17 protein-coding genes and 1 tRNA gene are annotated in these 22,073 nt (G+C 60.7%); 8 read left to right on the top strand and 10 right to left on the bottom strand.

The genetic code is table 11. The annotated features are described in order from the left end of the window. Nucleotides 1-18: 18 nt before the first annotated feature. The 3 genes from FTE24_RS17265 to FTE24_RS17255 are packed head-to-tail and all read right to left on the bottom strand — an operon-like array spanning nt 19 to nt 4,825. A complete protein-coding gene (locus FTE24_RS17265) occupies nt 19-1,173 on the bottom strand; it encodes a VWA domain-containing protein (RefSeq protein ID WP_237401816.1) in 1,155 nt (384 codons plus the stop codon). Further along, nucleotides 1,146-3,737: a DUF5682 family protein gene (locus tag FTE24_RS17260; RefSeq protein ID WP_150234721.1), complete on the bottom strand. Its 2,592-nt coding sequence runs from the start codon at nt 3,735-3,737 to the stop codon at nt 1,146-1,148. Before FTE24_RS17260 ends, FTE24_RS17265 begins: the two co-directional genes overlap by 28 nt. Beyond that, nucleotides 3,725-4,825, bottom strand: a complete 1,101-nt coding sequence (locus FTE24_RS17255) for an ATP-binding protein (RefSeq protein WP_337190066.1) — start codon at nt 4,823-4,825, stop codon at nt 3,725-3,727. Before FTE24_RS17255 ends, FTE24_RS17260 begins: the two co-directional genes overlap by 13 nt. Nucleotides 4,826-5,147: 322 nt before the next feature. Here FTE24_RS17255 and FTE24_RS17250 point away from each other — a divergent pair, with 322 nt between their 5' ends. After that, complete coding sequence (locus FTE24_RS17250; protein WP_150234719.1) at nt 5,148-5,390, top strand: hypothetical protein; 243 nt, start codon at nt 5,148-5,150, stop codon at nt 5,388-5,390. Between the two features lie 94 nt (nt 5,391-5,484). On the opposite strand, the gene FTE24_RS17245 is transcribed toward FTE24_RS17250, so the two are convergent. The 5 genes from FTE24_RS17245 to FTE24_RS17220 all read right to left on the bottom strand — a co-directional run bounded on the left by FTE24_RS17245 (nt 5,485) and on the right by FTE24_RS17220 (nt 8,671). Further along, nucleotides 5,485-7,095, bottom strand: a complete 1,611-nt coding sequence (locus tag FTE24_RS17245) for a diguanylate cyclase (RefSeq protein WP_160441812.1) — start codon at nt 7,093-7,095, stop codon at nt 5,485-5,487. Nucleotides 7,096-7,302: 207 nt separating this feature from the next. Further along, nucleotides 7,303-7,731: a type II toxin-antitoxin system HicB family antitoxin gene (locus FTE24_RS17240; RefSeq protein ID WP_150234714.1), complete on the bottom strand. Its 429-nt coding sequence runs from the start codon at nt 7,729-7,731 to the stop codon at nt 7,303-7,305. Then, entirely contained in the window at nt 7,728-7,856 is a 129-nt protein-coding gene (locus tag FTE24_RS23510) for a type II toxin-antitoxin system HicA family toxin (protein WP_442978172.1), read from the bottom strand. Before FTE24_RS23510 ends, FTE24_RS17240 begins: the two co-directional genes overlap by 4 nt. 209 nt (nt 7,857-8,065) lie before the next feature. After that, nucleotides 8,066-8,137: transfer RNA gene (locus FTE24_RS17230), tRNA-Thr, on the bottom strand. Nucleotides 8,138-8,350: 213 nt separating this feature from the next. Continuing rightward, nucleotides 8,351-8,671 carry an MTH1187 family thiamine-binding protein gene (locus tag FTE24_RS17220; protein ID WP_141448316.1) on the bottom strand — a complete coding sequence of 107 codons (321 nt, stop codon included), beginning with the start codon at nt 8,669-8,671 and terminating at the stop codon, nt 8,351-8,353. Between the two features lie 299 nt (nt 8,672-8,970). Here FTE24_RS17220 and FTE24_RS17215 point away from each other — a divergent pair, with 299 nt between their 5' ends. From FTE24_RS17215 to FTE24_RS17190, 6 genes are all read left to right on the top strand, one after another. Then, a complete protein-coding gene (locus FTE24_RS17215) occupies nt 8,971-11,025 on the top strand; it encodes an anaerobic ribonucleoside triphosphate reductase (protein ID WP_150234710.1) in 2,055 nt (684 codons plus the stop codon). Between the two features lie 46 nt (nt 11,026-11,071). Then, complete coding sequence (gene nrdG, locus FTE24_RS17210; RefSeq protein WP_150234708.1) at nt 11,072-11,605, top strand: anaerobic ribonucleoside-triphosphate reductase activating protein; 534 nt, start codon at nt 11,072-11,074, stop codon at nt 11,603-11,605. Nucleotides 11,606-11,983: 378 nt separating this feature from the next. After that, the gene (locus FTE24_RS17205) at nt 11,984-12,826 is read left to right on the top strand and encodes a TerC family protein (RefSeq protein WP_141448313.1); all 843 of its coding nucleotides are present in this window, start codon (nt 11,984-11,986) and stop codon (nt 12,824-12,826) included. Nucleotides 12,827-13,100: 274 nt separating this feature from the next. Further along, a complete protein-coding gene (locus FTE24_RS17200) occupies nt 13,101-13,547 on the top strand; it encodes an IDEAL domain-containing protein (RefSeq protein ID WP_237401815.1) in 447 nt (148 codons plus the stop codon). A 586-nt stretch (nt 13,548-14,133) separates the two neighbouring features. Continuing rightward, nucleotides 14,134-15,462 carry a serine--tRNA ligase gene (serS, locus tag FTE24_RS17195; RefSeq protein WP_150234706.1) on the top strand — a complete coding sequence of 443 codons (1,329 nt, stop codon included), beginning with the start codon at nt 14,134-14,136 and terminating at the stop codon, nt 15,460-15,462. Nucleotides 15,463-15,693: 231 nt separating this feature from the next. Continuing rightward, on the top strand, nt 15,694-17,280 hold the full coding sequence (locus FTE24_RS17190; protein ID WP_150234704.1) for a methyl-accepting chemotaxis protein: 1,587 nt from the start codon (nt 15,694-15,696) through the stop codon (nt 17,278-17,280). A gap of 1,032 nt (nt 17,281-18,312) precedes the next feature. On the opposite strand, the gene FTE24_RS17185 is transcribed toward FTE24_RS17190, so the two are convergent. Continuing rightward, nucleotides 18,313-19,980, bottom strand: a complete 1,668-nt coding sequence (locus FTE24_RS17185; RefSeq protein ID WP_150234702.1) for an NAD(P)H-hydrate dehydratase — start codon at nt 19,978-19,980, stop codon at nt 18,313-18,315. A 146-nt stretch (nt 19,981-20,126) separates the two neighbouring features. Beyond that, nucleotides 20,127-20,759 carry an NAD(P)-dependent oxidoreductase gene (locus FTE24_RS17180; RefSeq protein WP_150234869.1) on the bottom strand — a complete coding sequence of 211 codons (633 nt, stop codon included), beginning with the start codon at nt 20,757-20,759 and terminating at the stop codon, nt 20,127-20,129. 373 nt (nt 20,760-21,132) lie between these two features. On the opposite strand from FTE24_RS17180, the gene FTE24_RS17175 reads away from it, so the two are divergent. Next, nucleotides 21,133-22,073, top strand: a 941-nt coding sequence (locus tag FTE24_RS17175) for a hypothetical protein (RefSeq protein WP_160441811.1), incomplete at its 3' end; no start/stop codon positions are given.

Raw genomic sequence — 22,073 nt, 5'->3', positions numbered from 1 at the left:
ATTCCTCCTCTAAATAGTCTAATTGACGATCCGTCCGATCCAGTCCGCGAGCGCGTTCGGGGTAAGGGCCGCCACCTCCGCGCCGAGATCCGCAAACGTTCTTGCGGCGCGTTCGTCGTGCATCGTATGTCCTTCGAAATCGAGCGCCGTCAGCACCAGCAGCCGGGAGCCGCCGTCGAGAATGTCTTTGGCCGCCCCGTACATCTGCGCCGGCGGATACCCTTCGACCAAATCGCTGACGAGAATGAACAGCGTCCGGCCCGGATTTTCGATCAGCGTCTCGCCGTACCGCAGCGCTTTGGCGATATGCGTGCCGCCGCCGAGCTGCACGCTCATCAGCACGTCCACCGGATCTTCCAGGCGTTCGCTGAGATCGACGACCTGCGTATCGAACACGAACAGGCTGCTCTTGAGCGCGTTCAGCCGGTAGAAAATGCTGGCCATGACCGAGCTGTAGATGACGGAATCCAGCATGCTGCCGCTCTCGTCCACCGCGATGATGACATGCCATTTGTTATAAGCCTGCAGCCGTCCGTCAAAATAAAGCCGGTCGACGACAAAGCGGCGCTTCTCGCGGTCGTAATTCTTGAGGTTGCGCGAGATCGTCTTCTTCATGTTGAGATTGCGCAGCGAGCGCACGCGTCCGTCCGTATAGCGGCTGCGTTTGCCCGAGATGCTCGCCCGCGCCTCGGATTCGAGCTTGCGGCGCAGGTCTTCGACGACCTGCCGCACGATTTCTTTGGCGCTGGCGACCACTTCGCCTTTCATCCGGCCTTTGAACTGTAAAATGTTCTTGAGCAGGTTCATGTTGGGCTCAAGCGACTCCAGCACCGCTTTGTCGGTCAGCAGTTCGCTCAGCCCGTAGCGGTCCAGCGCCTGCTTCTCCAAAATTTCGACCGTCTCTTTCGGAAAAAGCTCCCGTACCCGGCCCAGCCAGCCCGGCACGGTCAGGTTCGAGCCGCCGCGGCCGCCTTCCCGGCCCCGGTAGCCCTGCGCTTCGCCGTATTCGCGGTCGTACAAATAGCCCAGCAGATCGTCGAGTTCGCGGTATGCAAAATCTTCCGCCGAATACCCGTCGGTTCGCGACAGTTCTTCGTCGGCCGCCGGCCCGAGCAGCAGCCGCCAGCGGTTGAGCGTCTCGGCGCTCATTCCCGTTCCGGTTCCAGTGTCCATGCCGCATACTCCTCCCGTATCGCTTGATCGAGCTTCCGCGCCGCATGCAGCGCCGCTTCGTTTATGGCCGGCGCTTCCACCTGCGTGGCCGGAATGCCGTGCAGCTGCGCGACCTTCGCCGCGATGCGCGACGTCTCCGGCGGCGTGAAGAACGTGAACGCCAGCCGAAGTTCCGGCAGCAGCCGCATAAATTCGTCATGCGGCAGCCGTTCCAGCAGGCCGCTGAGGTCGGCCAGCAGTTCTTCGCCCTGCATCAGCGCATCGCGCGCCAGCGCGAATACGCCCTGCAAATATTCCGCGCTCCGGCGCGCCTGATCCGGCGAGCCCTGCATGTAGGCGCGAGCGCGCCGCGACAATTCGCCCGGTTCCAGCGCGCCGAGCCGGACCAGGATCGCCGCCGTCGCCCCTTCGAGCCGCGGCGGCAGTTCCGGCGCGGCCAGCAGCTCGCCGAGCCGGTCGCGGAAAGACTCGTCCGCATCGGCGTCTTGCGCCGGCCCGCCGCCGGTTCCCGCTGCCTGCGCGGAAGCGGCCGATTCAGCCGATTCGGCAGGAGCCGTCTCAGCCGCGTTCGTTCCCGCGGTACCCGACCTGCCGCCGCCGAGACCGCTCCTGCCGGCGGCATGCATATGCAGCAGCTTCAGCCCTTCGACGGCCCGCGGCTGCTCGTCCGGATTCAAGCCGCCCAAGCCAGGCAGCCGGGACACGGCCGCTTCATAGGCTTCGTCCGCCACAGACCGCAGCCGGGACTCGTCGAATACGCCGAGCAGGCGCCGATGCGACACCAAGCGCTCCAGATGCTCGAGCGTCTCGCACAGCGACAGGAAGCTGCCGTCTTGGCGCAGCGCCGATTCCAGCCGGTCGAACAATCGGCCCGCCAATGACTCCAGCCCCATGAGCAGCGCCTTGAGCAGCCAGCGCGCGGCTTCGCCGCTGTGATGCGCGGGCAGCCGGTCCAGCTCTTCGGCAATCCGCGCTTCGGCCGCTTCTTCGACGGTGCCGCCGTAGATCGAGTTCTCGATCAGGCGCGCTTCCGTCCGCGACGAGTACGAATACGTCCACGTTTCCCGGACGAGGTTCATGTCGCGGCGCCGAGCCCAATCCGGGCCGGATTCCTTGTTCGCGAAGTCCGTGCCGAGAAATTCGGCGCAGTGCAGCAGCCGGCTCGCTTCGCGGTGCGCCGGCTTGGCGTAAGGCTCCAGCGTCCGGCGGTGCCGGCCTGTCGCCCGCAGGTTCAGCCGGCACGCCGCAGCCCGCGCTTTGAAATCTTCGACGATCGGCACGGAGAACGCGTTCGGCGCCACTTCCCCGATCCGGTCCCCGGTCATCAGCGCGAGCAGCTTCGCAAGCGGCCGATCCGCCGCAAGCGTGCGTTCGCCGTGAATGAACGCAGACGTCACGGCGTCCGTCAATTCGTATGCGCCGCTCTGGCTTTTGCTGCGCAGCGCGGCCAATCCCCGCATCAAGCCGTACGCTTCGATCCCGTCGGCCGTCGACACCGCTTCGCCTTCGCTCCGCAGCAGCCTGCCGAGTCCGGCCAGCAGATCCAGTCCCGCCCGTTCATAAGGCTGCGCTTCCCCCTTGCCGAGCAGCGCCCATACCCGGTCGTAATAGCCGACGTAAGGCATGCCGCTCGCATACCCGTTCAGCCGGTCGGCTTCCCCGAACGTGTAGACCATCGGATACATCTGTTCGCGGATAAGACCGCGCTGCCGCTCATGGCCGCTGCCCACTTCCCGCTCGGCGTCACCCGGCGGCGGCGCGCCTAGAACGTCGCTCCCGCTTTCCCGCTCAGCTGCGACTTCCTCGGCTTCCTCTTCTTCCGCCACCAATCCGTATGTATGGAATCCGCCGGTCACGACCAGCACCCGGCCGTATTCCGCCCGCGCCCGCGCGATATGTCCCCGCATTGTCTCTTCGCGGTCCAGGTCGCCTTCGCTGCGCAGCGTCTCCCGCGAATACGTCATTCGCGACAGCGTGCAGTACGCGAACACCCCGCGCACAAACTCGCGCGTCGGGCGGCTCACACCGCCGACCTCGAACGCCCGCTCCCACAGCTCGTCGAAGCTGCGGGCGCGGGCCGATCGGCACAGCCGCCCGATAAAGGCCGAGCCTGCCAGCAGCGCCTCGTCCTGGGCGGACGACTTGCCGCCTTCTTCCGCGGCCGCAGCCCGCCCGCGATAATCCAGGTCGATAAACCGCGCGGGAATGCCCCGCGCCGCCGCTGCCCGGATCGCCGCATACTCCGGCGAATAATCCAGCAGCGGGAAATAGCAGGCTCCGCGTCCGCTGCCGTCCTCGTAGCCGTAATACAGGCTGACCGGCGCCCGGGTTGCCGGATCGGCCAGCACCGGAATCAGCGGATTGCCGCTTTCCGGTCCTTCGATCAGGACGATGTCCGGCCTGTAGTCCTCGAACGTGCGCAGCAGGTGATGGGCGCAGGCCGGACTGTGGTGCCGGATCGGGAAATGCACGACCGGACCGTCCAGATCGAACACTTTTTCCGCGAACAAACGCTCGATCTCCGCCAGTTCTTTTTCCGGGGCCAGCGCCTTCAGCCGATCCATTTTTTCTCCTTGTAATACGCGTCCCACAGCTGCTCCGTTCTCGCCCGTTCCTTGACCACTTTCGAGAAGTACGCTTTGAGCACGCTCAAATCTTTCGTATTCTCTTTGGCTACCGTTCCGAGCATGTTCTGCACGAGCCGCTCCAGCGACACGCCGCCTTCTTCATAATAGTAGGAAGTCATCGCGCTCTGCACGTAGACGGAGACCGCTTCCGCCGTGCTCATGACCGCCTGCGGCGTCTCGATCTTGTAGCCTTCGCGCGTGCGCCCGGTGCGCAGCTCGATAAACGTCGTGGCCAGCAGCTCGACCACGTCGGGATCGATGTCCAGGTCCACGCCGCCCTGGCTGAGCAGGTTGGACGCCTGGGATTGAATGATCTTCGCTTCCATCGCCACGTTCTCGATCGGCCGGATCGTCTCGAAGTTGAAGCGGCGCTTGAGCGCGCTGCTCATCTCGTTGACGCCTTTGTCGCGAATGTTCGCGGTGCCGATCACGTTGAAGCCGGGCTTGGCGAACAGCACGCCTTCGGCCAACTCGGGAATGCTCATCACTTTGTCGCTCATGATGCTGATCAGGCTGTCCTGCGCTTCGGACGGGCAGCGGGTGATCTCCTCGAACCGGGTCAGGATGCCGTGCTTCATCCCCTGATAGAGCGGCGACGGCACGAGCGCGGCTTCCGAAGGTCCCCGGTCCAGCAGCATCGCGTAGTTCCAGGAATATTTGATCGTGTCTTCCGTCGTGCCTGCCGTGCCCTGGATCGTGTTCGTGCTCGTGCCCGAGATCGCGGCGGACAGCAGCTCGCTCAGCATCGTTTTGGCCGTGCCGGGTTCGCCGACGAGCATCAGTCCGCGGTTGCCGGCCAGCGTCACGACCGCCCGCTCGATCAGCACGTCGTTTCCGTAAAACTTGCGCGTGATCGCGATCGGTTCCCCGTCCAGCAGCACCGGCCGTTCCCGCCCGATCAAAAAATCGCGCACGGCGGCGGGAGACAGCTTCCAGTTCGGCGGCCGCTTGCCCGCGTCTTCCGCCCGCAGCGCCGAAAGTTCCCGCTCGTGCAGCACTTCGGCGGGCGGCTTGATCATCTCGATAGTCAATATCGTTCCTCCTCGTTATCACGCTATTTATCCGATCATACGTTCCCCTTTTCGGTTCTACGCCCATTTTAGCACAACCGACCGCCGGACCGCGAGGCTGCGCCGTTTAAATAGGTTAAAGCTCCCTCCGAACCGGGAATAATCGAAGTGTTCAACGTCCCGTTTCCGGGTCCAAAGTCGCTTTTTTAGCAGTCGCCCGCTTTTTTTTGAAAAAAACGAACTTTCCGCTTCGACTGCGCGTATATGAAGCAAGGAACGGAAAGAAACGTTTTCGCTCCTTGCTCTCTATCTTTTACCCAACGAAGGAGGTTATCGCATGACATTCGGAGTGATTATGTTCGTGATCGTGCCCGTTATTGTGATGGTATCCCTGGCCAGACCGAAAAACGACAACCGACGTTCACGCAGAGGCTACAATTCGGGCTTCATGCATGATTCGGGCGGCGGATTTTACGGCGATTCCGGCAGCGGTTCCTGCGGCGACGGTTCGTCTTCCCACGGCGGAGGCGGCTGCGATTCGGGCGGCGGAGACGGCGGCGGCGGAGGTGGCGGAGAATGAATGACCCTGTATCAGGCGAACACAAAAAGAACGCGTAAATTCCCGGTCGGGAACAACGCGTTCTTTTTGCATGGGACAACATAAACGGCGCCGCCTACATCACGACCCGGTTGCGGCCGTCTTCCTTCGCGCGGTACAGCGCCCGGTCGGCCAATTCGAACAATTCTTCGATATTCGAGGACTGCTGCGGCGAGACGGCCGCTCCGATCGAGACGGTGACCGGAATGCGCAGCGCGTTCTCGTGAGCGGCGGCCGCCAGGCGAAGACGCTCCGCCATCTCGTACGTTTCCGCCACGCTTCGGCCCGGCAGCAGCGCCACAAACTCTTCGCCGCCGTAGCGTCCGCACAGGTCTCCCCGGTCTACCGTGTCTTCCAGCAGCCGGGCTACCGAACGCAGCACTTCGTCCCCGGCCGCATGCCCGTGCAGGTCGTTGACCGATTTGAAGCGATCGATATCGATCAGCAGCAGCGAGAACGGCAGATTGTCTCCTTCCAGCTTCTCCAGCGCTTCGTCCAGCGCGCGGCGGTTCGGCAGCCCCGTCAGCGAATCGCGCAGCGCGGAGTGCGTCAGATCGCGGTGCTGCCGCTTCATCTCTCCGACGGACCGCATCACCGCCCGGTTCAACAGATCCGCTTCGCGGTTCCAGTGTCGGCGCACGACGGGAATCGCGGCTTCCTGCGGACGATCCGCGGCGCGCACGACGAAATCGGCCAAAGCGACGAACGGAGCCGCCAACCGGCGGGCCAGAAACAACGTGCCGCCGACCAGAATCAGAAAAGGCACCAAAACGGCGACCAAAGTCCCGCGGATCTGTTCGGTCTGCTGCTGTTTCAATACGCTGTTCGGCGTCTGCGCGATCACGCCCCACCGGGTCGCCGGCACGAAGGTGTATCCGACGAGAAAAGGACGTCCTTTCCGGTCGGACACTTCCGCCTTCCCGCTGGCTCCGTTCAAAATCCGGGCGACGACCGGACTGTCGGTCAGATCTTCCCCGATCCGGGCTTTGTCCGGATGGTAGATCAGCTTGCCCGCGGAATCGACGACGTAATAGTAAGAGTCCGCTTCGTTTCCGTTCTGCACACCGAACAAGCTGCCCAGTACAGCCGGATCTTCCAGACGGATCGTGCCTCCGACGACGCCGAGATAGACCCCTTCCTCGTTATAAAAAGGTTCCGTCATCAGCACGATCATCTCTGCGTCCGCATCGCGGTAAGGCACGGACAGGCCCGGCTCGCTGCGCTTCAATGCCGCTTCCAGCGTGCGCTCGTCGATTTTGCCGAAATCCCCGTTCTCCCTGTACGAATGCATCTGCGTGATCTTCCCGCCGGTCTCCGCCACGAACACCGATTCGAAATACCCGCTGCTCTCGTGAATCTGCTGCAGTTCCTCCATGATCCGTTCGGGATCGCCCGAGATCAACTCCGCCATTTCGGAAGTGAACGCCGACAGACTCGTGCGAATCGACACGAACAGCATGTTCATCGTATGCCCGATCCGCTGCGATTCGCTGAAATTGGTGTTCAATACGCGCTCCGTGAGCAGCTCCTTCTCCGAGCGGTACGACGCCAGCAGCGTGATGACCAGCGTCAGCACGAAAGTGAGCACCACGAGTCCGGAAAATAAAGCACGCAGGCTGATCCTGCCTTTCGTTCTGAAAAAGCTTTCGTCGCGGCCGCCCTTTCGTGGGTTCGACACTGTCTGCACGATATTCATCACCTTTACCCGAATTGATAAGCCGCCCTCTGCTTGCTTCCTTTCTATATATTACGGCAGAATTTGTCGATTTTTTAGAGGTTTTATCGAAACAATAGGTGACATTCGGAAATTTATGGATACCTAGAGTCAAAGAATGGGAGAGAAAGCAAAAAAGCGCGGCTGCCGTTGGGGACGGGAGCTGCGCTTTGGTTTCGATTATTTGCCGCTAATGCGTTCGCGTTCGTTGACACCCAGCTCCGACTTAAGCGCCTCTTGCAGCACATGCGAGTAATTCACTTTGTTCGAAGCGGCCAAGTCATCGAGCCATTTCGGAATAGTCAACGTTTTCTTGACGGAGCGATTCGACATCTTATTGCGAAAAGGCGGCATCCACACTTCGACGAGGGTTACTGCCTGCGTTCTTGCCCCGTCCAGTTCGATGCGAAACGGACGCGAAGGCTGCGGAATGTCTTCGCCGTCTTCTTCCATGCCGTACAAGTGCAGCGCCAGGCAATCTTTCGCCATCTCTAGCGCTTCTTCGTCCGTCTGCGCGTCGGTAAAAGCTCCGGGAAGATCCGGGAATTCCACGGAAATCCCGTCATCCGCAAAATCCAAAACGGCGGGGAACACATAACGGTCTTTCATTTGTCTCGACCTCCTTGATGAGCTGCGTTTATTTCAGCCCTGCCTGTCTCAGGATGCTTGAACTGATGATGGTCTCCCGATGCTCTTACAAAATACCATCCGTCGTCCTCGATCATTTTGATCATCTCGCGCGAGGAATACCCCTTCATCTCATCCCATCACCATCCTTATTGATCTCGCCTTATTTTAACACGTGTTTAAGTACGTGTTAATCAAAAAACTATTCTTTCACATTTTTTCTTCTTCCATTACTTCGGTAGATGAATGGTAGATGAACGAAAAAAACGCGAGTTCCCGAAAATCGGAAACCCGCGCCCTGCTTGAATTCATAAAATGCTGATGAAGGGAATTGAACCCCCGGCCTACGCATTACGAGTGCGTTGCTCTACCCCTGAGCTACATCAGCTTATTTGGTATGCTGGAACAGCAACGAAATTTATTATACACCGATTCGGGAAATTCGCAAGCTTTTCGGAGCAAAAAGACGGAAAATTTCGCGCGTGTGTACGTGCGGTTTTTGACGCGGCTTTTCCGCGCTTGTTCCTGCGCCTTTTTGCTCCTGCTCCCTCCTGCTTCGGCGCGCCGCTTCACCCCGCGGCGCGCCAAGGCGGATTCGCGCTTACTGCACTTCGTTCGGTTCGGCCAATCGGGCCTGGACCGAAGCGAGCTTCTGGGCGGACGAGCCTTCTTTGTCGCGGCGGTCGTCGATCTTGACCGACGTGGAGACGCGCAGCGCGCCGGATTCGAAGGTGTGCTCGTGCAGCGCCTGCACCGCGTCCAGAATCCGGTCGAGCGGGCCTTCGATGATCGTGCTCATCGACGTCAATTCGTACCGGATGCCTTCGAGCGTCGCCAGCTTGCGCTGCATCTCCGCCACGTAGCCGCTCAGGCTCGTGCTGCCCGTTCCGATCGGAACGATCGTCAATTCCGCTATCGCCATGTTTATTCGCTCCTTTTGTTTGCGGATGCGGCGTTCGGTCCGCTCCGCGGTGGGATGTGTTCATTGTATACCCCTTTCGCCCCGAAATCGAATTTGCGTCCGGTCCGCGCCGCTGCGGGCTTCGCGGCCAGAGGGCGTTTTCAACCTTGACGATTTGATTACTTTTTCGGCAAACGTTTGTGGCAGTTGTGTGCCAATGCCTCTCCGTCGTCTTCACAACTACAAGATGTAGGTGTAGATTAAGGGCTCAGAGTCCAAATCTAGTATGAACCCTACATATCGAAAGGACGGAACCGACCATGAGTACGACCTTCCCCTTCTCTCCGGCAGCCCCAAACCGCGAGGCGCTCGAAGAAATTACCCGGATCGGGCGCGATATCGCGGACAGTCTCGACACGGAGACGCTGCGCGAGAACGCCAATCTGAACGGAGACAGCTTTTCCGGCAAAATGAGCAAATTCGGCAGCGAATACGCCAAATGGTACGCGCGCCGTCATGTGCTGCCGGCCGAAGTGGAAGCGGCCATTCGCGGCAATACCGTCTACGTGCACGATCTCGACCATTACGCGGTCGGCACGACCAACTGCATCTTCATCCCGTTCGACAAGCTGCTCGCGCAGGGCTTCAGCACGGGCAGCGGCGATCTGCGCACTCCGCAGACGATCATGACGGCGATGGCGCTGACGGCTATCATCTTCCAATGCCAGCAGAACTCGCAGTACGGCGGCGTCTCGGCGAACAAGCTGGATCACGATCTGGCGCCTTACGTCGGCCGTTCCTTCATTAAGCATTTCCGCAAAGGACTGGCCTATTTCGAACATTTCGCTGCGGAGAACGGTAATGCGGACGAACCGGCGGCGCCGCGCGGCGAAGAAGCCGCGCCTGCCGACGCCGAACTGTTCATGGACAACGCCGAACTGAACGTCCGCTATCCGCACGCTTACCGCTACGCCTGCCAGGAGACGCTCCAGGAGACGTTCCAGGCGGCGGAAAGCCTCGTCCACAATCTCAATACGATGTCGAGCCGCGGCGGCGGACAGATTCCTTTTACGAGTATCAACTACGGCACCTGCACGTCGAGCGAAGGGCGCCTCGTCATGGAGAGCCTGATGGAAGCGACGATGCGCGGACTGGGCCGGGGGCAGACGCCGATTTTTCCGATCCAGATTTTCAAATGCAAAACAGGCGTCAACCGCAACCCCGGCGACCCCAACTACGACCTGTTCCTCAAAGCGATCGAATGCTCGACCCGACGGCTGTATCCGAACTTTGCCAACCTCGACGCGCCGATCAATGCGGAACATTACGTGCCCGGCGATCCGGACACGGAATTCGCCACGATGGGCTGCCGCACGCGGGTCGTCGCCGACCGCTTCGGCCGCAACCGACTGTCCGGCAAAGGCAATCTGTCGTTCAACACGATCAATCTGGTCAAGCCGGCGCTGGACTACGGCATCGCGCTCGGGCAGCGCGCAGCGGCGGACGAAGCCGGATACTACGCCATGCTGAAGCAATCGCTCGACGTCGCGCTTGCCGGACTGCTGCACCGCTACCGGATTCAGGCGAGCCAGCCGGCCAAAGCGTCCGATTTCATGATGCGCGAAGGCGTCTGGGAAGGCGGCGAGCAGTTGGGGCCGGACGACAAGGTCGAAGATCTGCTCAAGCACGGCAGCCTGTCGATCGGATTCATCGGCATTGCCGAATCCATGAAAGCCCTGTACGGCAAGCATCATGCGGAAGACGACGTCGTCTACGCCAAAGCGCTGCAGGTCGTCCGTTATATGAGAGCTTACTGCGACGAGATGAGCGAGAAGCACGATCTGAACATTACGCTGTTCGCCACCCCGGCGGAAGGACTGTCGGGCAAGTTCACGAAAAACGACGCCCGGGAATACGGCCGGGTTCCGGGCGTGACCGACCGCGAGTATTACACGAATTCGTTCCATGTGCCGGTCTATTACAAGGCGACGGCGGCGCGCAAAATTTCGCTCGAAGCGCCGTTCCACGAACTGTGCAGCGCCGGCGCCATCTCGTACGTCGAGCTGGACGGCAACGTGCGCAGCAATCCGGAGGCTTTTCGCAAGATCGTCGTGTATGCGCTGGAGCGCAACGTGAGCTATTTCAGCATCAACCACCCGATTGACCGCTGCACGTCGTGCGGCTACGAAGGGATCATCGGCGAGTCGTGCCCGTCCTGCGGCAAAGCGGAGACCGAAGTCCGCATCTCGCGCCTGCGCCGCGTGACCGGCTATCTGACCGGCGATTACCAGACGCGGTTCAACGGAGCGAAGCAGGCCGAAGTGCGCGACCGGGTGAAGCATGCAGGGCAGTCCGTTCAGTCAGAACGGGAATAATGCAAGGTCTTGGCAGCGGCGGGCCGATCAGGGAGGCAGGAAGAAGATGAACATCTGCGGGTATTATCCCGAATCCATTAATGAAGGCGAAGGACTGCGGGCGTCCGTGTTCCTCAGCGGCTGCCGGCATGCGTGCAAAGGCTGCTTCAGCGCGCGCACGTGGAATTTCGATTACGGCGAACCGTTCGACGACGGGCGCCAGCGGGCGATCATTCGCGAGATGGCGGACAATCCGCTGCTCGACGGGCTGACGCTGGCCGGCGGCGATCCGTTCTTCTCGGCGGCGGAGGCGGCGGCTTTCCTTGATCTGGCGCGCGAGACGCTTCCGAACCTCGACGTCTGGCTCTATACCGGCTACACGTTCGAGCAGCTGGCGAGCCGCCCGGACTCCGATGAATATGCGCTGCTGCGGCGCGGACAGGTGCTCGTCGACGGGCGGTTCGAGGCGCATCTGCGCGACGTGTCGCTGACGTACCGGGGCAGCTCCAACCAGCGGCTGATCCGGATTCCGGAGAGTCTGGAGAGCGGCCAAGCGATATTATGGAAAAGAACTGCGGAAAAGGACGCGGTCGGAATATGATGTAAATGTGTAGTTTTGTACTGTGTAAATATATACCTATATAAATCCAGTTCAGTATTTAATTGTTGACAACCTGCTTTGTATTCAGTAAGATAGGCTTAACTTTATGGAAGACCCCAATTTCATACTTGATCTTTCCTTAACCGGGTAAGAGGGAGTAGCTTTTACAGCAAAGTCGTCAATACGGGAGCATATCCCCGGCTTTGTTGGCAACCTACGTTGTTAGCGAGACTTTTACCGCTTCAGGTTACGTTTGTTCGTGCATTGGTGCACGTATATACATTCGTACCCTTTGGCGGTAAAAGTCTCTTTTGTTTTATTGGGGTCTTGCCATGAACCAGAGGGAACTCAATCCCATACAAAAAAGGAGTGGAGCTCATGGATTTGTCGTTGGCGCTAGAATATGGATGGGTACTGCTTGTACTCATCGCGCTTGAGGGCCTGCTAGCCGCGGATAACGCGCTCGTCTTGGCCATCATGGTTAAACCGCTGCCGGATGAACAGCGCAAAAAGGCTTTGTTCTACGGTCTCGTCGGAGCGTTCGTGCTTCGGTTCGGTTCCCTGTTCGTCATCTCGTTCCTCGTGGACGTATGGTGGATCCAGGCGATCGGTGCGGCTTACCTGCTGTTCATCTCGTTGAATCATATCATTAAGGCGATTCGAAGCCGAAAGACCGAGACCGACGAAGCGGAAGAATCCGCGGAAGGCAAAGGCGTCGGCAAAAAGAAAGTCAGCTTCTGGGGCGTCGTCCTCAAAGTCGAGCTGGCGGATCTCGCGTTCGCGGTCGACTCCATCCTCGCGGCGGTCGCTCTCGCGGTGGCACTGCCTCCGACCAACTGGGGCACGATCGGCGGTCTGGATACCGGACAATTCGCGGTTATCTTCGCCGGCGGCTTTATCGGCCTCGTCATCATGCGTTTCGCGGCGAACCTGTTCGTCGGACTGCTTCACTCCCGTCCGGGTCTTGAAACGGCCGCTTTCGTTATCGTAGGCTGGGTCGGCGTCAAGCTCGGCATGCACACCCTCGGCCACGAAGCGATCGGACTCGTGCCGCACGATTTCGTGGAAGGCACGCTCTGGAAAACGACGTTCTACGTCGTCCTCGTCTCCATCGCCCTGATCGGCTGGTTCACGTCGAAGAAGATCGAAGTCAAAACGCACGAAGATCCGATTCGCGAAGTCGAAGAACAAGCGAAGAAGCTTCCGAAGATCGACAAGTAAGTCCAAGCGCTTTGCAATGCGCGATATTTCCCGGTACCGGATAGTCCTCTAGGACTACCCGGTACTTTTTTGTGTCCGTGAAAAAAAGCGCGTATCGGAAGATGTTCCTATTAATCTTTTACGAGTAGATTTTGCGAAATCTTTTTGATTATTGCTATAAACTTTCATTTTCCTGCACCGATAAATAAATCAAGAAGACAAACCACCAACAAAAAACGACAAAGTAAACGGATAAACGACAAATACCCAAGAGAGAGGTGCAGCACTCATGATCATGCTGAATACTAAAGGAATTACGGAAGTTCTTCACAAACAAATCGCGAAATTCTTCGAAGCCGAACCCGTTCTTCTCGAACTGACCCAGGACATTCACACCAACCAGGGCGAACAAGCCGGTCAGACGCTGCACTTCTCGAATCCGCACTACTGGGTCAAAGTCATGGACTGCTCGTTCGAAAGCTACGTTAGACCGGTTATCCTGTGCGAAGTGATCTACTTCCTCAAAAAAGAATTCATGGACGCCGAAGTCGAAGTGAACGTCGATATCGACCTTTCCGCGGACGCCGAAGAACGTATCCAAATCTCCGCCTGCATCAGCTTCAACGACCAGGTCGAACTGGAGCGCGGCGAACTGAACAACCTGATCGATCTGGCTCTGCAGCTCAAGGACAAGGAATGGTTCGAAGAATTGTCGAATCGCTATAACGCGATCAGCGCGTAAGCCTCCGCCTTATCTTTTACGCCAAGCAGCAGTTTTCAAAAAACGGTCATTCATCCATTTTCCATCATATTCATCCAGCATTTTGAATTCCGCACTTTTGGGTGCTTCGCGGCTTCCCGGCCGGTATCCTTCCTCTCAGACTTCCACTTTCGCAGCCGGGACCCGCTTCATCATATTTCCTCCTCCTTCATTGACGGCGTATCGCCCTCCTCTCTTTTCAACTCCGATCACGCCTGCAGGCTCCGGATTCCCCCGAATCCGAAGCCTCTTTTTTTGCGTTTTTTGTGCACGTTGACGGCGGGGCAGCGCGGCGTTATACTGGGAATCACAAATTCAAACGTTCAGCATGCCGATGACGAGCATCCAACTCCGAGGCGTTTTCGTCAAGGGTCCGCGCGCAAGTTCGTCCGCCGCGCCGATTCCCCAAGTTAACCGGTATTCGCCCGTTATCGCGGAATCCAGAGCGGATCGTTCCTGAAGGAACGGTCAAATTGGGTGGCACCGCGAGCGTACATACGCCCCTCGTCCCAAACGAGAGGGCGTTTTTGCGTTTTTTTATTCTTATTCCCAAGGAGCGTGCACACCCATGATGGACATGAAGCAGATTCGGGCAAAAGCGGAACAATTTCAGGCGGCAGCCGACGGTAAAAAAATAAAGCTGTCGATCGCCGGGCTGCTGGAGACGGACGAACGCAGGCGGGAGCTGGCCGAACGCTCGGAGACGCTGCGGGCGCGGCGCAACCGGTTCAGCGAAGAGATCGGAGCCTGCCTCGCCGCAGGCGACAAAGCCGAAGCGGATCGGCGCAAAGAAGCCATTCGGACAGAAAAAGCCGAGCTTGCGACGGTGGAGACCGAACTTGCCGACGTGAATCGGCGCTACCGCGAGCTGATGGACCGGGTGCCGAACCTCGTATCGGCGGATACGCCCTACGGAAAATCGGACGCGGATAACGTGGAAATCGCGGTCGTCGGGGAGCTTCCGGCGTTCGATTTCGAACCGCGCGACCATGTCGAATTAGGCGACCTGCACGCTTTATTCGACATGGAGCGCGGCGTCAAAGTCGCCGGTACGCGCAGCTATTTCCTGACCGGCGACGGCCTGCGGCTGCAGCGCGCGGTGCAGCAGCTGGCGCTCGATCTGCTCGAAGAACGCGGCTTCACCGGCATGGACGTTCCGCTGATGGTGCGGACCAAAGCGATGCGGGACACCGGATTTTTCCCGACCGGACAAGATCAGGCGTACAAGATCGAAGGACAAGACGCCTGGCTCGTCGGCACGTCGGAAGTGCCGCTGATCGCCTACTTCGCGGACGAGATTCTCGACGTGGAACAGCCGATCCGCGTGGCCGGCATCTCGACCTGTTTCCGCAGCGAAGTCGGCTCGGCGGGACGCGATACCCGCGGCTTGTACCGCGTGCATCAATTCGCCAAAGTCGAGCAAATCGTCATCTGCCGCGGCGAAGAAACCGAAGCGGAGCGCCTGCTGCAGGACATTACGCGCAATGCGGAAGACCTGCTGCGCCTGCTCGAACTGCCGTACCGCAAAGTCGCCGTCTGCATCGGGGACATGTCGCAGAAAAATTACAAGCAGTACGATATCGAGACGTGGATGCCGAGCCGCGGCGCTTACGGCGAGACGCATTCGGCGTCGAACGTCGGCGACTTCCAGGCCCGGCGGGCCGGGCTGCGTTACCGCGGCGAAGACGGCAAACTTCATTACTGCCATACGCTGAACAATACGGCCGCCGCCGTCCCCCGCCTGCTCATTCCGCTGCTGGAAAACCATCAGCGCGCAGACGGCTCGATCTACCTGCCGCCGGCGCTTCGCCCGTATATGGGTGGCCGCGAATGCCTGGCCGCTCCCGCTCCGGCACTGCCCAATCCGATGACGAAAAATGTCGAAAACCAGTCGTAAAGCGCACGAAACCGACCGTCGTTCTTCCGGGAACGACGGTCTTTTTTTGCCTGCACGCCAACTGGATTCCGATATGCACAAAATATATTTTTTTACATTTATGTGGTTTAGGTCTCAAAAAGCGGTTCTCCTCTGACGACAAATACATATATCAAGTCAAACGAAAAAAACCCGGGCAGCAGAAGCAGACGTGCCGGATGGCCCCAATACGATAAAACGGAGTGATTGGACATGCGTTGGTTCAGAAATCGGAAAATTTTTACCAAGTTAATGATTGTCGTCATGACCCTGACCCTCTTGACCGCCGGCGTCGGCCTGTACGGACTGTCCAATATCAATATGATGAAAACGAACCTGAACGAACTGTACAGCGACAACATGATTCCGCTGCGCAAGCTTGCGAACACCGAAACGTCCCTGCTCAAGCTTCGCGTCACGTCCCGGGATATCGCGATCGCCGATACCCAGGCCCAAAAGAAAGAAATCGCCGACACGATCGCTCCGCTGAGCGAACAGGTGACGGCCAACATGAACGATTATCGCCTCAGCCCGCTTACTCCGGAAGAAACGGTGCTGCTCGCCGAATTCGACGCGCAGTGGGCCGAATATCAGGAACTGTACGCCAACGCGGTCAAATTGGCCGAGACTTCGACCAATGCCGTTTTCCAAAAATACGTCACCGACGAGGTTGGACCGACCAGCCAAAAGCTGTACGAATCGATCGAAAAGCTCGGTAAAATCAACGAACAGCAGGCGACCGCGACCGATACTTCTTCCCAGGGCGACGTCTCGAACGCTTCGCTGTGGACGATGATCGTCATCGCCGCCGCGCTCGTCTTCGGCGTCCTGCTCGTCCTGCTCGTCACGGCCATGATCAGCAGCCCGATCAAGCGGATCGGCAGCGTCCTGCGCAACATCGCCGACGGCGATCTGCGCGAGAAATACGATTATGCGGCCAAAGACGAAGTCGGCGAACTGTCCCAATCCGTCAGTAAAATGGTCGACACGCTGTCCAGCCTGATCGGCGGCATTCAGGATTCCGCACAAAGCGTAGCCGCTTCGTCGCAGCAAATCTCGGCCAGCACGCAGCAAATCGCCGGCGGCACGTCCGTGCAGCTGCAATCCGCCCGCTCGATCAACGAACTGTTCAAAGACATGGCAACGGCGATCGACGACGTAGCCAAAGGCGCGGAAGGCGCGGCGGAACTGTCGAACGCGACCGTGGAAATGGCCCATTCCGGCGGCGAAACGCTGCAACTCGCTCTGCAAAGTATGGAAGACGTCACGCAGCAGGTCGGCAAACTCGAAGAACATTCCACGAAAATCGGCGATATTATCGGCGTGATCGACGATATTTCCGCCCAGACGAACCTGCTCGCCCTGAACGCCGCGATCGAAGCGGCCCGGGCCGGCGAGTCGGGCCTCGGCTTTGCCGTGGTTGCGGACGAAGTGCGCCGTCTGGCGGAACGCAGCGGCGACGCGACCAAAGAGATTACGTCCATTATCCGCTCCATGCAGCTCAATATCGAACGCAGCGTCACGGCCGTCAACACGAATCTCCAGCATGCGAACGATTCGGGCCGCGCGTTTAACGAGATCATCGACCGGGTCGGCAATACTTCGCTCAAAGTCAACGGCATCGCCGCGGCCAGCGAAGAGCAGGCTGCCCAGACGAACGAAGTCATGCAGACGCTCACCGGCATCACGATCGCCAGCGAAGAGTCGGCCGCGGCGAGCGAACAAACCGCCACGTCTTCCCATGCGCTCGCCCAGCTCGCGGACCAACTGCATATGTCGGTATCGACTTTCCGGGTGTGAGTGCCGGGGGTGCGGGGATAGGCGGGAGAAGTGCGGGTTGAGTGCGGAGACGGGATCGGGATTGGTGTAGAGATTCGCGGGATGAATTCGCGGAATAGACTCGCGGGATGGATTCACGGGAGCGGAGAGGCGTAAGCGGGATAGGCGCAACAAGCATTCGTGCAGGGATTCGCAGGTTGGGTATGCCTACAGCGGAATCAGACTTGGAGTGTTGGTGTGGACACGCCTGCGGCCTGCATTTCGCTCTTACCGTCTCCTGGTCCCTTGCATCCCGATGCCTTGCAGGTCTGCGAATTGCGTGGCGGGCGTATCGGCCAAAAGCCATACGGAGCCCTCATCATCCGCCTGTCCGCTCATCCATGAAATAACGTCCTGAGGACACTTAATATGTCTCTGCTTGCCCGTGCGGAGCGGAATAGCTGCGTGAGAACAGTTATTTCTTCGCATGGAGTTCGAAAAGCTCTTTTTTCCGCGAAATAAGTGGATCTGCGCAGTTATTTATTTTCCGGACGGCTTTTTGGGCAAAATAAGTGTTCCTACGCAATTAATACGGCTGCGCTGCACTTTGCGAGGCGTTCGGTCTTCGATCGGATAGAGCGGCACCCGGGCTCGGGGAAGCTCTGCCGGCACGAGCGGACGCCTGCATCCATCGTTTACTGAAGCTGAAGCACCTCAACCGCTCGATCAGGCGCTTCTTCTAAGATGAACGGGCGATAAGACGCCGCCGCGAAACGCAAAGAGGCTCTAACGGATTGTATATCCGTTAGAGCCTCTTTTTGGCGCATATTCGCCTGATAACGGATCATACCGGCGCTTGGCCGGCGTAATAGACGGTGTATCAGGCCGGAAAAACAGGGCGATAAGTCGTTAAGCGACGCCTGTGTCCGTTGAAAATTCCAGAAAGCCCAAATCCGCCGCCAAGCGTCTTCCCGTTCCGTTAAAACAGGCTCGCTGGCGCTGGCTTGTCTCAATCGCTATTTTGATTGGGAATGGTCAGAGTGCGGGTGCACAGGACGCAGGATACGCGTGTCCCTACAGCGCTTCGATCACGTCGCCGGCGAGCAGCGACGCGGGATGCTCGCGTCGTTCGGCGGCGCGTTCGCCGGCGCGGCCGTGCAGGTACACGCCGAACGAAGCGGCCTGCAGCGGGGACAAGCCCTGGGCGATCAGGCCGGAGATCGCGCCGGTCAGCACATCCCCGGTGCCTCCGGTCGACATGCCCGGATGCCCGGTCGTATTGACGAATACGGCGCCGTCCGGCGCGGCGACGAGGGTGCGGGCGCCTTTGAGGACGAGCGTGACGCCGCGATCGACGGCGTACCGGCTGGCCGCGCCGATCCGGTCCCGCTGAAGTTCGGCGGTCGGCACGCCGAGCAGGCGGCCCATCTCGCCCGGATGCGGCGTCAGCACGACGTTCTCGCGGCGGCCCCAGCCGCGGACGGCGTCTCCGGCATCAGCCAAAATGTTCAGCCCGTCCGCGTCGAGCACGAGCGGCACGTCGGAGCCGGTCCACAGCTCTTTGAGCCAGTCGACGTCGCCGTCGAAACGGCCGAGTCCGGGGCCGATCGCCAGCGCGTCCATCTGCTCGGCCAGCTTCAGGATCGTGCCGGCGGAAGCGCGGTTCCAGCCGTCCCCGGCCGAAGCTTCGGCGACCATCAGTTCCGGCACGTGGCCGACGATGTCCGGCAGCAGCGCCTGCGGCAGCGCCCAGGTGACCAGGCCGCTGCCGATCCGCAGCGCGGCGCGGGAAGCCATAAAGCCCGCGCCGCTCATCAGGCGGCTTCCGCCGACGACGAGCACATGGCCATAGGTGCCTTTGTGGCTGTCTTCGGCACGCCGCCTGGACGTGTCGACGCCAAGCGTTTCGCGCAGCGAACGCCCGGTAATCAGGTGCGCGTTCGGCGGTTGTTCGATCCGCCCGGCGGCCAGCCGCGGAATGCCGACCGCGCGCACGCGGACTTCGCCGGCGGCTGCGGCGCCGGGATACTGCGCCAGCCCCGCCTTCAAGAAGGCGATGCAGACTGTGCGCACGGCGCGGATACAAGCTTCCGCGGTCTGTCCCGTATCGGCGTTCAGGCCGCTCGGCACGTCGGCCGCGACGATCGGCAGGCCGCTGTCGTTCGCGGTCCGGATCAGCGCAGCGTAAGGTTCGCGCGGCTCTCCGCTCGCGCCGACGCCGAGCAGCGCATCGACAAGGCCCGTATACGGGCGGAAGTCGAATTCGGCGGGATCATCCGGCGTCTCGACGGCGGCAATGCCGGAGCGCCGGGCCGCGGCGAACTGGGCCGCCGCTTCTGCGGAGAAGCGCTCCGGGCTCTCGGCGCACAGGATCGAGACGCGGACGCCGGCATCCTGCAGGTAACGCGCGGCGGCCAGTCCGTCGCCTCCGTTATTGCCTTTGCCTGTCAGGACGAGCCAGTGTTCACGCTCCGCCCCGTCGAACGGAGCGATCAAAGCGTCCTCGTATACGGGACTCGTCGAGGTCACTCCGCGCTTGGGCGAACCGTCCGGACGGGTGCCGGCGCCCGTGGCGTTCACCGTGCCGGGTCCGGCTGGCATGCGGCTGTCCCGGCACCATTGAAGCACTTCTTCGGCCACCGCGCGGCCCGCGGATTCCATCAGCGCCATCGACGGAATGCCCAATTCGTCGATCGTGTAGCGGTCGATCGCCTTCATCTGCTGCGAGGTTACGATTAACATGGTCAGCCTGTTCCCCTTTCGCGGTCGTAGTTGCGGTGATTTGGAGACGCTCGGTAGAGCGGCGATTCCGGGTTCTTTTCCAATATAAAAAGACTTATGTCCCGAAGATGCGGGCTGTGCTCGCGAAAGATCGATCCGCGTTCGGTTCAGTAAGCGACCGTGAAGCGTGCGCGGATAAAGTTCGGATCGTCGAGTTCGTCGATGACGGCCGCGGCAAAATCTTCCACGCTGATCCGGCTGTGTCCTTCGTCGTCGGTCACGAGCAGCGACATGCCGACACGGAAATTGCCGGTCCGGCGTCCCGGTTCGATCCAGGCTGCCGGGCTCGCGTACGTCCATTCCAGCTCGCTCTGCGCCAACACTTCGTACGCGTCGGCATGGGCCTGCGCCAGCGGAAGCAGCTCTTCCGGATATTCCGGGCCGTCCATCAGCCGGACGCCCGGCGCGGTCAGCAGCGTGCCCGAGCCGCCGACGACGATCAGCCGGTCAACGCCTGCGGCCTGCGCTCCTTCGATCGTCAGACGCATCGCTTCGGGCAGCAGGGGCGCTTCGCCCGGCTCCGAACCGAACGCGCTCAGAATCGCGTCGCAGCCCGCGGCCGCCGAAGCGATCGCGCCGGGAGCGAGCAGATCTCCTGCGCGTACTTCAAGCGCCGCATGTTCCTGGCCCAGCAGGGCCGGTTCGCGCATCAGCACGATGACCTCGCATTTGCGGTAGAGCGCTTCCGTAACGAGGCGGCGGCCCATCTGGCCCTCCGCTCCAAGTACCAATACTTTCATCAATTCCACTGTATATTCCGTCCTTTCGTGCGGCCGCCGGGCGGCCGAAGATTTGAAGCCCCTTCCGTCGAACGAATATCGAACGTATCGGAAGCGGATCTTGGTCTTGCGTGCTGCAGTATGTGTTCGTCATGCGCGGCTGCCTTACGTTTTAGTACCCGTTTTGGGAGAAAGCCTCTCAACGCCGACGCGCCGAGCCGCCACAATCGATCGCTTGAATCGGCCGATGTGGCGTCCGCCGTTCTCCCCGCGTCAAGAATTGTACGCGTGCCGAGGCGCTTTGTCCATGAATTCGCTTTATTGAAGCTTGAAGCGGCCGGATGCTTGTGTAATAGTGGGGAGGACAGGTTATGCGAGAGGAAGGCGAAACGGAATGGAAACGTATGTCTGGCTGGCGACGGCCGCCTTTGCGATATGGATTTACGAACAGGCCCGCCGGGCGCTGGGCCGGCAGGCGGCGAACCGCGAGCGGCGCCTGCGCGCGGCGCTGGAGACGCTGGGCTCGGCGGCAGCCCGGCTCGACACCGCGATGGCGGCGCCCGAACCGGCCGCGGCGCCAAGCGGCGAACTGCGCGAACGGCTGCTGCTCTGCCAGGGCATGCAGGGCTTCGCCTCGGATCTGGACGGCCATCTGGCCCTGTATCTGGAAGACGGCGAAGCGGACCGGCTGCCGCTGCTGCACCGGGCGCTGCACCGCGAATTGGAACGGACCCGCCACGAGCTGGGTCTCCTGCTCGAACGCGAAGAGCGCCCTTCCTGGGGCGGCGGCTTCCTGCGCCTGCTGAAGCCGGCGCTCGTGCCGGCGCTGCTGGCGGCCGCGGGCGCCGCCGTCTGGCAGTACGCCCGGGAACCGGAGCTTGACGGCTCCCCGTGGCTGCCGCTGCTTCGCCTGCTGTCGTGGCTGCTGGCGGCCCTGCTCGCCGCCCGGCTGCTTGAGCCGGGCTACCGGGCCGAACGGCCCGTACTGCGGCGGCTTGTGCCGCTGCTGGCCGCGGCCCCGGCGCTGCTGAACGCGCCGCTCGGCGCGGAAGCCGCTCCGTGGCTGCTCGCCGCGCAGCTGGTGCTCGCGGCGCTCGGTTTTGCGGCGCTGCGTCCCGCCGACGCCAAGCGGCGCGAGCGCCCTTATGCGGGGCATTCGCCGCAGCTCCACCCGTCCGCGGAGCGGGCGTCGACCTTCCCGAAGCGCAGCTCGGGCGGACCGGGCCACGCGGGCCATGCGGCGCACGCAGCCCAGCGGCCGCTTGAAGCGGCGGGCGAAGCGGCGGGCGAAGCGGCGGCTCCGGCCGCCCCGGGCCGGCCGGAGCCCGGGCCGGA

Source organism: Saccharibacillus sp. WB 17 (assembly GCF_008634075.2).
Taxonomy (GTDB): Bacteria; Bacillota; Bacilli; order Paenibacillales; family Paenibacillaceae; genus Saccharibacillus; species Saccharibacillus brassicae.
Note: the sequence above shows the minus strand (reverse complement) of the source record. Positions and strands in the feature narration are given on the sequence as shown.

Bases quoted from the DNA above. Each gene is read 5' to 3' on its own strand.
- FTE24_RS17265 (WP_237401816.1), bottom strand. From the start codon at position 1,173: ATGGACACTGGAACCGGAACGGGAATGAGCGCCGAGACGCTCAACCGC.
- FTE24_RS17260 (WP_150234721.1), bottom strand. From the start codon at position 3,737: ATGGATCGGCTGAAGGCGCTGGCCCCGGAAAAAGAACTGGCGGAGATC.
- FTE24_RS17250 (WP_150234719.1), top strand. From the start codon at position 5,148: ATGACATTCGGAGTGATTATGTTCGTGATCGTGCCCGTTATTGTGATG.
- FTE24_RS17240 (WP_150234714.1), bottom strand. From the start codon at position 7,731: ATGAAAGACCGTTATGTGTTCCCCGCCGTTTTGGATTTTGCGGATGAC.
- FTE24_RS23510 (WP_442978172.1), bottom strand. From the start codon at position 7,856: ATGATCAAAATGATCGAGGACGACGGATGGTATTTTGTAAGAGCATCG.
- FTE24_RS17220 (WP_141448316.1), bottom strand. From the start codon at position 8,671: ATGGCGATAGCGGAATTGACGATCGTTCCGATCGGAACGGGCAGCACG.
- FTE24_RS17215 (WP_150234710.1), top strand. From the start codon at position 8,971: ATGAGTACGACCTTCCCCTTCTCTCCGGCAGCCCCAAACCGCGAGGCG.
- nrdG (WP_150234708.1), top strand. From the start codon at position 11,072: ATGAACATCTGCGGGTATTATCCCGAATCCATTAATGAAGGCGAAGGA.
- FTE24_RS17205 (WP_141448313.1), top strand. From the start codon at position 11,984: ATGGATTTGTCGTTGGCGCTAGAATATGGATGGGTACTGCTTGTACTC.
- FTE24_RS17200 (WP_237401815.1), top strand. From the start codon at position 13,101: ATGCTGAATACTAAAGGAATTACGGAAGTTCTTCACAAACAAATCGCG.
- serS (WP_150234706.1), top strand. From the start codon at position 14,134: ATGATGGACATGAAGCAGATTCGGGCAAAAGCGGAACAATTTCAGGCG.
- FTE24_RS17190 (WP_150234704.1), top strand. From the start codon at position 15,694: ATGCGTTGGTTCAGAAATCGGAAAATTTTTACCAAGTTAATGATTGTC.
- FTE24_RS17185 (WP_150234702.1), bottom strand. From the start codon at position 19,980: ATGTTAATCGTAACCTCGCAGCAGATGAAGGCGATCGACCGCTACACG.
- FTE24_RS17180 (WP_150234869.1), bottom strand. From the start codon at position 20,759: ATGAAAGTATTGGTACTTGGAGCGGAGGGCCAGATGGGCCGCCGCCTC.